Raw genomic sequence first — 12,373 nt, forward strand, 5'->3', positions numbered from 1 at the left:
CCCGCGCGGGCGAAGCGCTCGATCAGGTCGGCGTGGGTGTCGGTCGGCGTGCAGATGACGACGGCGTCGATGTCGCTGGCGGCTTCGATCGCCTCGATGGTGCGGACGTCGCAGCCGTAAGCGGATGCGATGGCGTTGGCGGCCTCCGGAAAGGCGTCGGCGACGGCAACGAGCCTTGCATTGGCATCGCCGCTGACCGCCTTGGCGTGAACCTTGCCGATACGACCGGCGCCGAGAAGACCAAATCTGACTGTCATATAAACCTCCCTTGAATTCGGCCTCCCTGTCGCGGAATGGATGGGCCGAATTTATCTCATTGTGGAATTTTCATTCCATTTTATCCGCGCGTCGTCAAGGCCGTGGGCCTTTCACATTTTAAGAAACCATCTTAAAGACGTGTAACAGTTTTACATGTGGGAATGAGATGCAGCTGATCGATCCAAACCATCCGGCCTACCGCGCGCTGTGGGTGCGCGTTCTCATCGTCGCGGTCTGCTTCGGCTGGACCGGGATCGAGGCCTTGTGGGGCGATCCCTTCTGGGCGGTGCTGGCGGCCGGCGCCGGGGCCTATGCCGCCTACGTGCTGCTCTGGTCCTACAAGCCTGCAGACCCTACAGAGGAAAAAGCGGCTGTCGAGGACAAGACGGCTGAGCCTGCCGAAACGCAGGACGCTCCGAAGAACGACGCATAATCAGCGTCTGGCGCTTCTCGTCTTGCGGCGGATCGCTTCGTCGATCAGCTGATTGGCGATTGTCATGCGCTTGGTGGCGTTGTCGCGAAACAGCGGGTGGACGCGGTCGGGATGATTGGCCTTGGCGAAGCCGCGTCGCTTGTCGCTTAGGCTTTGGATGGTGTCGTTCGCCGAGATCGCCAGTTCGGCGGCGATTTCAGGCATTGTTGTGCGGGCGAGGTGCTCCGGCATGATCGGTTCGGGCTCGATCTCGGGCAGTGGCGCGGCCACCGGCTCGGGTGATGGCTCAGCAGGCGGAGCGTCGTTGGTCGTCTCTCGCGGCGTTTCGAATTCGAGATTGTCGAAATAGGCCTGGCCGGGCCGCGCTGAGGGTGCGGAGACGCCCTCCATCACGTCGAAGGCGAGGCCCGTCGTGAAGCCCGGCATGCGGTGCGAGACGGGAGCGGCCTCTTCGATAGCTTCGCCATCCTCTTCCTTCAGCCGATCGAGCACCGACTGGAACAGCGATTGTCCGAATAGCATGGAGCCTCCCTTGCGCGAATGCGCATAGAACGCGACCAAGATGGCGTGGGGCTTGTGAGGCCCCATCCAAACAGTCAGGTCCCGCCCTTCCGGCTTTCGGCCAACACCAGATCATAAAGCAGCCGCGCGCTCGGGGGCAGGGCGCGTTCCCTTGCGGTGATCAGGCTGTAGGGCCGGACGTTGATCTCGAAATCGATCGGCAACACACGGACATCCGAGGCGCGCGAGCGCTGCGCCGCCAGGAAGTGGGCGACGTCGATGGCGATGGGGGCGATCGCGTCGGTCTGGCAGATGATTGCGCAGGTGAGCAGCAGCGACGAGGTGTTGACGATATTCTCTGGCACGGCAACGCCGCGCGACAGGAACATGTCCTCGATCGTGCGTCTCAATAATGTGCCGGGCGGCTGGAAGACCCAGTCATAGTCCGTCAGGTCGGCCATGGTGGCCACGCCCTTCTGTAACAGAGGGTGGCCGCTGCGCACGATCAGGCAGGCGCGCTCGACGCCTATCTCCTGCACCTCGAAAAGCCGCGGGTTGAGATCATCCGGGATGCGGCTGATGACGAAGTCGTGTCGGGCGGCCAGAAGCTCACGGGCAAGCACGTTGCTGGTCTCGACCTGGATGTTGACCTCGATGCCGGGAAGCGCCGTCCGGATCTGCTTGATGGCGGGGACGACGAGGCTCATGGCGGGTGCCGTCACCGCGCCGATGAAGACCGATCCGCCCTTGCCGGATCTGAGCTCGGCGATCTCGCGGCTTGCCTCTCTAAGTTCCAACATGATCTTGCGCGCACGCCTTGCGAGTGCCTCGCCGAAGGTGGTCAGCACCACGCCACGGGCTACGCGCTCATAAAGCGGAGTCTTAACAATGGTCTCCATTTCCGACAGCATTCGCGATGCGGCGGGCTGTGAAATGTTAAGTGCTTCGGCAGCCGCCGAAATCTGGCCGCTATCTTCGATTGCGACGATCATGCGCAGGTGATTCAGCTTGAGTCCCGCCCGCAGAAGGCCGTCATCCCCAAAAATCTCTGTCTGTATATCCACGTTCTCTAATGCCACATGCCCTGAATTGCTCGACATGGTTGCAGCCTCCCCACTGCTCTCCATCAAAAGTAATACTTTTTAACGATATACCAAATTTGTTATGCCTTTTGCCACTTATTCTATTTGACAGTTATAGGAATCCATACCAGTTTGCCGCCGTGTGCTGGTTGGCACTCAACACGTGTGAGAGCGTGGAGGAGACCTACTTCGTTTCTCGCTATTGAAGTATTATCCAATACGAAACCCGCCACAGTTCGGGGTGGGCGAGGAGATCGCCCGCGCATTTATTAACTTAGGGAGAGAGAGATGAAATCCATTATCTCATTGATGGCAGCTGCCGCGTTCGGCGTTGCTTCGTTCGTTATGCCGGCTATTGCCGCTGACAAGGGTCTCGTCGGTATTGCCATGCCGACCAAGTCGTCCGCTCGCTGGATCGACGACGGCAACAACATCGTCAAGCAGCTCCAGGACGCCGGTTACACGACCGACCTGCAGTACGCAGACGACGACATTCCGAACCAGCTGTCTCAGATCGAGAACATGGTCACGAAGGGCGCGAAGGTTCTCGTCATCGCTTCGATCGACGGCACCACGCTGTCGGACGTGCTGCAGAAGGCTGCTGACGCCGGTATCAAGGTCATCGCTTACGACCGCCTGATCCGCGATTCGGCCAACGTCAGCTACTACGCAACCTTCGACAACTTCCAGGTCGGCGTTCTTCAGGCCGGCACGATCGTCGACAAGCTCGGCCTCAAGGATGGCAAGGGCCCGTTCAACATCGAGCTCTTCGGTGGTTCGCCTGACGACAACAACGCCTTCTTCTTCTACGATGGCGCAATGTCCGTCCTGCAGCCTTACATCGACAGTGGCAAGCTCGTCGTAAAGTCCGGCCAGACCGGCATGGACAAGGTCGGCACGCTGCGTTGGGACCCGGCAACGGCCCAGGCTCGCATGGACAACCTGCTGTCGGCTAACTACACCGACGCCAAGGTTGACGCCGTTCTGTCGCCTTACGATGGTCTGTCCATCGGCATCATCTCCTCGCTCAAGGGCGTAGGCTATGGTTCTGGCGATCAGCCGCTGCCGGTCGTTTCCGGCCAGGACTCGGAAGTTCCTTCCGTCAAGTCGATCATCGCAGGCGAGCAGTATTCCACGATCTTCAAGGATACCCGCGAACTGGCGAAGGTTACCGTTGCCATGGTTGATGCCGTCATGTCCGGCAAGGAGCCTGAAGTCAACGACACCAAGACCTACGACAACGGCGTAAAGGTCGTTCCGTCCTACCTGCTGAAGCCGGTTGCCGTAACCAAGGAGAACTACAAGACCGTTCTCGTCGACAGCGGCTACTACAAAGAAGACCAGCTGAAGTAATCTGACGAACGCCGGAATCCGCGCCCATGCGCGCGGGTTCCGGTTTCCGATTTTTAGAACGCCAGGCCGATCTTACGGCCACGGCGCTGGAATTTTGATCATGGAAAATACACTCCTCGAAATGCGGAACATCACCAAGACGTTCCCGGGCGTAAAAGCGCTCGAGAATGTGAACCTCAAGGTTCGTCAGGGTGAGATACACGCAGTTGTGGGGGAAAACGGGGCCGGCAAGTCGACCCTGATGAAGGTTCTTTCCGGTGTCTACCCCTCGGGCACCTATGATGGGGAGATCTTCTACGACGGCGACGTCCGCAATTTCAAAGTCCTGAAGGACTCTGAAGAAATCGGCATCGTCATCATTCACCAGGAACTGGCGCTCGTACCGCTGCTCTCGATCGGGGAAAACATCTTCCTCGGCAACGAGAATGCGAAGAGCGGCGTCATCAGCTGGGAAACCACCTTCAACCGCACCAAGCAGCTGCTCGCCAAGGTGGGCCTGCGCGAATCTCCGAACACGCTCGTGACCGACATCGGCGTCGGCAAGCAGCAGCTCGTCGAAATCGCCAAGGCCCTGTCCAAGAGCGTCAAGCTGCTCATCCTCGATGAACCGACTGCGTCGCTCAACGAAAGCGATTCCGATGCGCTGCTGAACCTCCTGATGGAGTTCCGCAAGCAGGGCATCACGTCGATCATCATCTCGCACAAGCTCAACGAGATCCGCAAGGTCGCCGACCAGATCACCGTTCTGCGCGACGGCATGACCGTCAAGACGATGGACTGTCACAAGGAAGAGATCAGCGAGGACACCATTATCAGAAACATGGTGGGCCGCGATCTCGAAGACCGCTATCCGCCACGCTCGGTGCCGATCGGCGAAACCATCTTCGAAGTGAAGAACTGGAACGCGTTTCACCAGCAGCATCGCGACCGCCAGGTTCTGCACGACATCAACATCAACGTCCGCAAGGGCGAGGTAGTCGGCATCGCCGGCCTGATGGGTGCCGGCCGCACCGAATTTGCGATGAGCGTGTTCGGCAAGGCCTATGGCCACAAGATCACCGGCGAAGTCTATGTCGACGGCAAGCAGGTGGACACCAGCACCGTTCGCAAGGCGATCGATGCGGGTCTCGCTTACGTGACCGAAGACCGCAAGCATCTCGGTCTCGTGCTCGCCGACAACATCATGCACAACACGTCGCTCGCCAATCTGGCGGGGATTTCAAAGAGCACCGTCATCGACGGCATCAAGGAAAGCAGGGTCGCAACCGACTACCGGTCGAAGCTGCGCATCCGCTCGTCGGGCATCTACCAGGAGACGGTCAACCTCTCGGGCGGGAACCAGCAGAAGGTGGTTCTGTCCAAGTGGCTGTTCTCCGATCCCGACGTGCTGATCCTCGACGAGCCGACCCGCGGTATCGACGTGGGTGCAAAATACGAAATTTATACTATCATCAACCAGCTTGCTGCCGATGGAAAAGGCGTTCTGATGATCTCGTCGGAAATGCCTGAACTGCTTGGCAACTGCGACCGCATCTATGTGATGAACGAAGGTCGCATCGTCGCTGAACTGCCGAAGGGCGAAGCGAGCCAAGAAACCATCATGCGCGCCATCATGCGCTCTGGGGAGAAGAAACAATGACTCCTGTCAACCCGACCAGCCACGAGGAAAGCAACGTCGTTTCCGTCGTCGATTACATCCGCGGCAACATTCGTGAATACGGCATGCTCATCGCGCTCGTCGCGATCATGGTGTTCTTCCAGTTCTACACCGGCGGCATCCTGTTCAGGCCGGTCAACCTGACCAACCTCGTTCTCCAGAACTCGTTCATCGTCATCATGGCGCTCGGCATGCTGCTGGTCATCGTGGCCGGCCATATCGATCTGTCGGTCGGCTCCATCGTCGCCTTCGTCGGCGCGCTGGCGGCGATCTTCACCGTCTCCTGGGGCATGAACTTCTGGCTCGCAGCCTTGCTTTGTCTGGCGATCGGCGGCGTTATCGGCGCGGCGCAGGGCTATTTCATCGCCTATCACCGCATTCCGTCCTTCATCGTGACGCTGGCCGGCATGCTGGTGTTCCGCGGTCTGACGCTGACGGTTCTCGGCGGCAAGAACATCGGTCCGTTCCCGAAGGAATTCCAGATCATCTCCACCGGCTTCCTGCCCGGCGACATGGTCGACATCTTCGGCGTACCGACGCAGATCACCTCGCTGGTGCTCAGCGTCATCCTGCCGGTCATCCTGTTCTACCTCGCATGGCGCCGCCGCAAGGTGAACGAAAGCCACGGCATCGACGTCGAGCCGATGGGCTTCTTCATCGCGCAGAACGTCATCGTTTCGCTGGCGATCGTGGCGCTCGGCTATCTGCTGTCGACCTATCGCGGCCTGCCGAATGTGCTTGTCGTCATGCTGGTGCTGATCGCAGCCTATGCTTTCGTCACGCGCCGCACGACCATCGGTCGCCGCATCTACGCGATGGGCGGCAATGAAAAGGCCACCAAGCTCTCTGGTATCAACACCGAGCGCCTGAGCTTCTTCACCTTCGTCAACATGGGCGTTCTCGCCGGTCTCGCCGGCATGATCGTGGCGCTTCGCCTGAATTCGGCAACGCCGAAGGCCGGCGTCGGCTTCGAGCTCGACGTCATCGCGGCCTGCTTCATCGGCGGTGCCTCGGCATCCGGCGGCGTTGGCAAGATCACCGGTGCCGTCATCGGCGCGTTCATCATGGGCGTCATGAACAACGGCATGTCGATCGTCGGTCTCGGCATCGACTTCCAGCAGATGGTCAAGGGTCTGGTGCTGCTCGCAGCCGTCTTCTTCGACGTCTACAACAAGAACAAGGGCTAAGCGCTTCGGCGCTGCCCACCTATTCGCAGTGACTTGAATTCGCAGTGACATGAACTTGCAATCCGGCTCCCTCGGGAGCCGGAACGGCGGAGCACATTCCGCGCAATGGAAAAAAAGGATGAAGACCGTGCTTATTTCGCAGATCAAGGGTTCGAACGGAGAGATCGTCGTCGCCGTGCGCGAGCCGGGCGGTACCGCGAAAGCCGTCAACAATGCCGGCAGCGTCTATGCGCTCGCCATGGAAGCCGCAAACGGTGGCAAGTCGCTCGCATCGGTGATCGAGGCGCATGGCCTGGGTGACACCGTCGATCTCGAAAAGGCTTATGCCGAAGGTCGCTTCCTGGCCCCGATGACGCATCCTGATGCCGCCCACCTGCATCTGACGGGCACGGGTCTGACGCATCTCGGCTCCGCCGCGACGCGTGACAGCATGCACAAGAAGACCTCCGAGGCCGCGGAAGAAACGCTGACGGACTCGATGAAGATGTTCAAGATGGGCCTCGAGAACGGCAAGCCGAAGGCCGGCGAAAAGGGCGTCCAGCCCGAGTGGTTCTACAAGGGCAACGGCTATGGTGCCGCCGCTCCTGGCGCCGCACTCGTCTCCCCATCGTTTGCGCTCGACGGCGGCGAAGAGCCCGAAATGGCCGGCATCTATGTGATCGCTGAGGACGGTACGCCGTTCCGCATCGGTTTCGCGCTCTCCAACGAGTTTTCCGACCACGTCACCGAGCGCCAGAACTATCTCTACCTCGCGCACTCCAAGCTGCGTCCGGCAAGCTTCGGCCCCGAGATCCGCATCGGCGCGGCGCCTGAGGATATCCGCGGCACCTCGCGCATCAAGCGCGGCGACAAGGTCATCTTCGAAAAGCCCTTCCTGTCGGGCGAGGCGAACATGTCGCACACCTTCGCCAACCTCGAATACCACCACTTCAAGTACGGCCTGTTCCGCGTCCCCGGCGACGTCCACGTCCACATGTTCGGCACGGCGACGCTGTCGTTTGCCGAAGGCATCAAGACGGAGGAGGGCGACGTGTTCGAGATCGAGGTCGCCGAGTTCGGCCTGCCGCTGCGCAATCCGCTGAAGATCGACGCCGAAGAAGAGATCGTCGTCAAGCAGCTCTGATTTCTCAGCTCTGGTTTCTAGGGCCCGGCGCATTGGCTGTCGGGCCATTCTTTCATAAGCGGTAAAGGAGGCTTGCAGGGCCCATGACCATTTATCAGAACCTGATCGCCGGCGAATGGATCGGCTCGGACGCAACCAAGAACATCAACCCGTCGGATACGAACGAAGTCGTTGGCCTCTATGCCGATGGTTCGGCAGAAGACACCAAGAACGCGATTGCCGCCGCCAAGGCCGCTTTCCCGGCCTGGTCGCGCTCCGGCATCTGGGAGCGCCACGTCATCCTGAAGAAGGCTGGCGACGAGATCATGGCGCGCAAGGACGAGCTCGGCGCGCTGCTCGCCCGCGAAGAGGGCAAGACGCTTCCCGAGGCGATCGGCGAGACCATCCGCGCCAGCCAGATCTTCGAATTCTTCGCAGGCGAAGTCCTGCGCCTTGCCGGCGAGACCATCCCGTCGGTTCGCCCGAACATCGGCGTCGAGATCACCCGTGACCCGCTCGGCGTCATCGGCATCATCACGCCCTGGAACTTCCCGATCGCCATTCCGGCCTGGAAGATCGCGCCGGCGCTCTGCTACGGCAACACCATCGTCTTCAAGCCTGCCGAGCTGGTTCCGGCCTGCTCCTGGGCGATCGTCGATATCCTCCACCGCGCCGGCCTGCCGAAGGGCGTCCTCAACCTCGTCATGGGCAAGGGCTCGGTCGTTGGCCAGGCCATGCTCGACAGCCCGGATGTCGCCGGCATCACGTTTACCGGCTCCACCGGGACCGGCAAGCGGGTCGCTGCCGCTTCGCTCGAGCATAACCGCAAGTTCCAGCTGGAAATGGGCGGCAAGAACCCGATGGTCGTTCTCGACGACGCCGACCTCAACGTCGCTGTGGAAGCTGCCGCAAACTCCGGCTTCTTCTCGACCGGCCAGCGTTGCACGGCGTCCTCGCGCCTGATCGTCACCGAAGGCATCCACGACAAGTTCGTGGCGGCGCTGACCGCCAAGCTCGAAACGCTTATCGTCGACAACGCCATGAAATCTGGCACGCATATCGGCCCCGTGGTGGATGAAAAGCAGCTGAAGACCGACACCGATTACATCGAGATCGGCAAAAAGGAAGGCGCCAAGCTTGCCTTCGGCGGCGAGCTCCTGAAGCGCGATACGCCCGGTTTCTATCTGCAGCCGACGCTGTTTACGGAAGCCACCAACCAGATGCGCATCTCGCGCGAGGAGATCTTCGGACCCGTCGTCTCGGTCATCCGCGTCAAGGATTACGAAGAGGCGCTGGCCACCGCCAACGATACGCCGTTCGGCCTGTCCTCCGGCATCGCGACGACCAGCCTCAAGCATGCGACGCACTTCAAGCGCAACGCCGAGGCCGGCATGGTCATGGTCAACCTGCCGACGGCTGGTGTCGATTTCCACGTTCCGTTCGGCGGCCGCAAGGGCTCTTCCTACGGCCCGCGCGAGCAGGGCAAGTACGCCGCCGAATTCTACACATCCGTCAAGACCAGCTACACGCTGGCCTGACGTCAAAATAGCGATACGGGCCGTCGCGAGGACGGCTCGGCATCCCTCAAAAGGCAGAAGACAATGTTTAAAAAAGCGGAATGGCCGCGCAAGCTTCGATCGCAGGAATGGTACGGCGGCACCAGCCGTGACGTCATCTATCACCGCGGCTGGATGAAGAACCAGGGTTACCCGCACGACCTGTTCGACGGACGCCCTGTCATCGGCATTCTCAATACCTGGTCGGACATGACGCCGTGCAACGGCCATCTGCGCGAACTGGCGGAGAAGGTGAAGGCGGGCATCTGGGAGGCCGGCGGCTTCCCGATGGAAGTTCCGGTCTTCTCGGCATCCGAAAACACCTTCCGCCCGACCGCGATGATGTACCGCAACCTCGCGGCGCTCTCGATCGAGGAAACCATTCGCGGCCAGCCGATGGACGGCTGCGTGCTGATGGTCGGCTGCGACAAGACCACGCCGTCGCTCCTGATGGCCGCTGCCTCCGTCGACCTGCCGTCGATCGTCGTCACCGGCGGCCCGATGCTGAACGGCTACTTCCGCGGCGAGCGCGTCGGCTCCGGCACGCATCTCTGGAAGTTCTCGGAAATGGTGAAGGCCGGCGAGATGACGCAGGCCGAGTTCCTCGAAGCCGAGGCCTCGATGAGCCGTTCGTCGGGCACCTGCAACACCATGGGCACCGCGTCCACCATGGCGTCGATGGCCGAAGCGCTCGGCATGGCGCTTTCGGGCAATGCTGCGATCCCTGGTGTCGATAGCCGCCGCAAGGTGATGGCGCAGCTGACCGGCCGCCGCATCGTGCAGATGGTCAAGGACGACCTGAAGCCCTCCGACATCATGACCAAGCAGGCCTTCGAAAACGCCATCCGCACCAATGCGGCGATCGGCGGTTCGACCAATGCCGTCATCCATCTGCTGGCCATGGCCGGCCGTGTCGGCATCGACCTGACGCTCGACGACTGGGACCGTTGCGGCCGCGACGTGCCGACGATCGTCAACCTGATGCCATCGGGCAAGTACCTCATGGAAGAGTTCTTCTATGCGGGCGGCCTGCCTGTCGTCATCAAGCGCCTCGGCGAAGCAGGCCTGCTGCACAAGGATGCGCTGACTGTTTCGGGCGAGACCATGTGGGAAGAGGTCAAGGACGTCGTCAACTGGAACGAAGACGTCATCCTGCCTGCTGAAAAGGCGCTGACACAGTCCGGCGGTATCGTCGTTCTGCGCGGCAACATGGCGCCGAAGGGCGCGGTTCTTAAGCCATCGGCTGCTTCGCCGCATCTCTTGACGCATCGCGGCCGCGCCGTGGTGTTCGAGGATATCGACGACTACAAGGCCAAGATCAACGACGACAATCTCGACATCGACGAGACCTGCGTCATGGTGATGAAGAACTGTGGTCCGAAGGGCTATCCAGGCATGGCCGAAGTCGGCAATATGGGTCTGCCGCCGAAGGTGCTGAAGAAGGGCATCACCGACATGGTGCGCATCTCGGATGCCCGCATGTCCGGCACCGCCTATGGCACCGTCGTTCTGCACACCTCGCCGGAGGCTGCCGTCGGCGGTCCGCTCGCGGTCATCAAGAACGGCGACATGATCGAGCTCGACGTACCGAACCGCCGTCTGCATGTCGATATCTCCGACGAAGAGATGGCGCGTCGCCTGGCCGAGTGGAAGCCGCAGCACGAGCTGCCGACCTCGGGCTATGCGTTCCTGCACCAGCAGCACGTCGAAGGTGCCGACACCGGCGCCGACCTCGACTTCCTCAAGGGATGTCGCGGCAGCGCGGTTGGCAAGGACAGCCACTAATCGGTCGTTTCGATCGGATGAATTGACGAGGAGGCGGGGCGAAAGCTCCGCCTTTTCCATTTCTGGGAGCAGGGAAGTTATAGTTAAAGATTTAATAAAATCGTGTTAGCTTGACCTCGCACTGGAAATGACGACGAGGCCAGACATGCGCAAGCCCGCGCCGAAAACCACTCACCACGACGCCGACGGGACCGAGACCGAAGACAATCGCCAGCTGGTGAACCGTCTGCTCGAGAACGCGCAGCGTGAGGTGAGGGCGGAGGCGCCTGTTGCTGTCGAAGAGGTCCGCGAGACGCGCCATTCGGTGCTCGAAATCGCCGTCCTCGTCTGCTTCATACCCTTCTACTGGCTCTACTCGCTGGCGACCCGCCGCACGGCTGAAAAATACGAGAGCCTCTGACCCGCCTTCACGATCCGCTCCGAACAGACCATTACGCTGGTCAACTGACGTCGCTGCCTTATGTGTCCTGGCATAGGCAACGAACGCGGGAGGAGCGCGTAATGGCAAAGAACACGATCTGCGTATGGTACGACAAGGATGCCGAGGAGGCCGCGCGCTTCTACGCGAAGACGTTTCCCGATAGCTCCGTCGGGAAGATCACGCGCGCACCGGGAGATTATCCCTCGGGCAAGGAGGGGCAGGTGCTCGTCGTCGAGTTCACCGTCGCCGGCGTTGCCTGCATCGGCCTCAATGGCGGTCCCGTCTTCAAGCACAACGAGGCCTTCTCGTTTCAGATCTCCACCGAGGATCAGGAAGAAACCGACCGCTACTGGAACGCGATCGTCGGCAATGGCGGCGAGGAGAGCGCCTGCGGTTGGTGCAAGGACAAATGGGGCGTATCATGGCAGATCACGCCGCGCGTGCTGACGGAGGCGATGAACGCCGGCGGCGCCGAGGCCAAGCGCGCCTTCGATGCGATGATGGACATGGGCAAGATCGACGTCGCGGCGATCGAGGCTGCCCGCAGGGGCTGAGCCATTGCTGGGCGACCCCAGCCATATTTCTTCTCCAGACCGCCCGTTCTCAGGAACGAAACGGGCGTCCTGCCGTTATCGCCGCAGGAGAGCGTCAATGCCAGGAGTGCGGAAACTGATTGTGCTGAGCGCGTTCAACATCGATGACAGCGGCGCTCTGGTGCACGCGTTCGAACCGCGCCGGATGAAGGGCGAGGACACGGCTGTCTATGTGGCCGAAACGATGGTCAACGACTATGCCGGCGTGGTCGTCTGGTGCCGCGAGGCCAATGTCGCGGTCGGCGAGCAGGGACCGTCGATCATTCTCTTCCAGTCGGGGCAGGTGCCGGAGTTCGATTAGACGCGTTCGAATAGCAGGGCGTGGGGGGGCGGGCCGGGGGGGCGCGGCGGGGCCGGGCCCGGAATAAAGGGAAAGAAAAAAAAACAAAACACCCCCCCCAAAAACAACCAAAAAAAAAAAAAAAAATAACAAACACACAAAAAA

Annotated in this window: 13 protein-coding genes; 10 read left to right on the forward strand and 3 right to left on the reverse strand. The window is 60.9% G+C overall.

Going from position 1 to position 12,373, the window contains the following annotated elements:
- Positions 1 to 257, reverse strand: a 257-nt coding sequence (locus tag ACCD05_RS30600) for a Gfo/Idh/MocA family protein (protein ID WP_413393790.1), incomplete at its 3' end; no start/stop codon positions are given.
- 167 nt (positions 258 to 424) lie between these two features.
- On the opposite strand from ACCD05_RS30600, the gene ACCD05_RS30605 reads away from it, so the two are divergent.
- On the forward strand, positions 425 to 691 hold the full coding sequence (locus ACCD05_RS30605; protein ID WP_413397363.1) for a hypothetical protein: 267 nt from the start codon (positions 425 to 427) through the stop codon (positions 689 to 691).
- On the opposite strand, the gene ACCD05_RS30610 is transcribed toward ACCD05_RS30605, so the two are convergent.
- Entirely contained in the window at positions 692 to 1,213 is a 522-nt protein-coding gene (locus tag ACCD05_RS30610; RefSeq protein WP_413397365.1) for a hypothetical protein, read from the reverse strand.
- Between the two features lie 74 nt (positions 1,214 to 1,287).
- Positions 1,288 to 2,319 (reverse strand): LysR family transcriptional regulator, encoded by a 1,032-nt coding sequence (locus ACCD05_RS30615; protein WP_409527905.1) that lies wholly within the window; start codon positions 2,317 to 2,319, stop codon positions 1,288 to 1,290.
- A 243-nt stretch (positions 2,320 to 2,562) separates the two neighbouring features.
- Here ACCD05_RS30615 and chvE point away from each other — a divergent pair, with 243 nt between their 5' ends.
- From chvE to ACCD05_RS30660, 9 genes are all read left to right on the forward strand, one after another.
- Positions 2,563 to 3,627 carry a multiple monosaccharide ABC transporter substrate-binding protein gene (gene chvE, locus ACCD05_RS30620; RefSeq protein WP_413397367.1) on the forward strand — a complete coding sequence of 355 codons (1,065 nt, stop codon included), beginning with the start codon at positions 2,563 to 2,565 and terminating at the stop codon, positions 3,625 to 3,627.
- 100 nt (positions 3,628 to 3,727) lie between these two features.
- Positions 3,728 to 5,266, forward strand: a complete 1,539-nt coding sequence (gene mmsA / locus ACCD05_RS30625; RefSeq protein WP_047506352.1) for a multiple monosaccharide ABC transporter ATP-binding protein — start codon at positions 3,728 to 3,730, stop codon at positions 5,264 to 5,266.
- The gene (gene mmsB, locus ACCD05_RS30630) at positions 5,263 to 6,471 is read left to right on the forward strand and encodes a multiple monosaccharide ABC transporter permease (RefSeq protein ID WP_018897235.1); all 1,209 of its coding nucleotides are present in this window, start codon (positions 5,263 to 5,265) and stop codon (positions 6,469 to 6,471) included. Before mmsA ends, mmsB begins: the two co-directional genes overlap by 4 nt.
- 127 nt (positions 6,472 to 6,598) lie before the next feature.
- Positions 6,599 to 7,594, forward strand: a complete 996-nt coding sequence (gene araD1, locus ACCD05_RS30635) for an AraD1 family protein (protein ID WP_162718149.1) — start codon at positions 6,599 to 6,601, stop codon at positions 7,592 to 7,594.
- An 83-nt stretch (positions 7,595 to 7,677) separates the two neighbouring features.
- Complete coding sequence (locus tag ACCD05_RS30640) at positions 7,678 to 9,111, forward strand: aldehyde dehydrogenase family protein (RefSeq protein ID WP_047506350.1); 1,434 nt, start codon at positions 7,678 to 7,680, stop codon at positions 9,109 to 9,111.
- Positions 9,112 to 9,174: 63 nt separating this feature from the next.
- Positions 9,175 to 10,914, forward strand: coding sequence for an L-arabinonate dehydratase (araD, locus tag ACCD05_RS30645; RefSeq protein WP_018897238.1), 1,740 nt, complete (start codon positions 9,175 to 9,177; stop codon positions 10,912 to 10,914).
- A 145-nt stretch (positions 10,915 to 11,059) separates the two neighbouring features.
- Entirely contained in the window at positions 11,060 to 11,314 is a 255-nt protein-coding gene (locus ACCD05_RS30650) for a hypothetical protein (protein WP_413397369.1), read from the forward strand.
- Positions 11,315 to 11,415: 101 nt separating this feature from the next.
- Positions 11,416 to 11,889 carry a VOC family protein gene (locus ACCD05_RS30655; protein ID WP_018897240.1) on the forward strand — a complete coding sequence of 158 codons (474 nt, stop codon included), beginning with the start codon at positions 11,416 to 11,418 and terminating at the stop codon, positions 11,887 to 11,889.
- Between the two features lie 97 nt (positions 11,890 to 11,986).
- Complete coding sequence (locus ACCD05_RS30660; protein ID WP_112943878.1) at positions 11,987 to 12,229, forward strand: hypothetical protein; 243 nt, start codon at positions 11,987 to 11,989, stop codon at positions 12,227 to 12,229.
- The last annotated feature ends 144 nt before the right edge of the window (positions 12,230 to 12,373 follow it).

The sequence above is a fragment of the Rhizobium sp. Rhizsp42 genome (assembly GCF_047304155.1).
In the GTDB taxonomy this organism is placed as follows: Bacteria; Pseudomonadota; Alphaproteobacteria; order Rhizobiales; family Rhizobiaceae; genus Rhizobium.

Coding starts and splice junctions, on each gene's coding strand:
- ACCD05_RS30605 (WP_413397363.1), top strand. CDS start 425: ATGCAGCTGATCGATCCAAACCATCCGGCCTACCGCGCGCTGTGGGTG.
- ACCD05_RS30610 (WP_413397365.1), bottom strand. CDS start 1,213: ATGCTATTCGGACAATCGCTGTTCCAGTCGGTGCTCGATCGGCTGAAG.
- ACCD05_RS30615 (WP_409527905.1), bottom strand. CDS start 2,319: ATGGAGAGCAGTGGGGAGGCTGCAACCATGTCGAGCAATTCAGGGCAT.
- chvE (WP_413397367.1), top strand. CDS start 2,563: ATGAAATCCATTATCTCATTGATGGCAGCTGCCGCGTTCGGCGTTGCT.
- mmsA (WP_047506352.1), top strand. CDS start 3,728: ATGGAAAATACACTCCTCGAAATGCGGAACATCACCAAGACGTTCCCG.
- mmsB (WP_018897235.1), top strand. CDS start 5,263: ATGACTCCTGTCAACCCGACCAGCCACGAGGAAAGCAACGTCGTTTCC.
- ACCD05_RS30640 (WP_047506350.1), top strand. CDS start 7,678: ATGACCATTTATCAGAACCTGATCGCCGGCGAATGGATCGGCTCGGAC.
- araD (WP_018897238.1), top strand. CDS start 9,175: ATGTTTAAAAAAGCGGAATGGCCGCGCAAGCTTCGATCGCAGGAATGG.
- ACCD05_RS30650 (WP_413397369.1), top strand. CDS start 11,060: ATGCGCAAGCCCGCGCCGAAAACCACTCACCACGACGCCGACGGGACC.
- ACCD05_RS30655 (WP_018897240.1), top strand. CDS start 11,416: ATGGCAAAGAACACGATCTGCGTATGGTACGACAAGGATGCCGAGGAG.
- ACCD05_RS30660 (WP_112943878.1), top strand. CDS start 11,987: ATGCCAGGAGTGCGGAAACTGATTGTGCTGAGCGCGTTCAACATCGAT.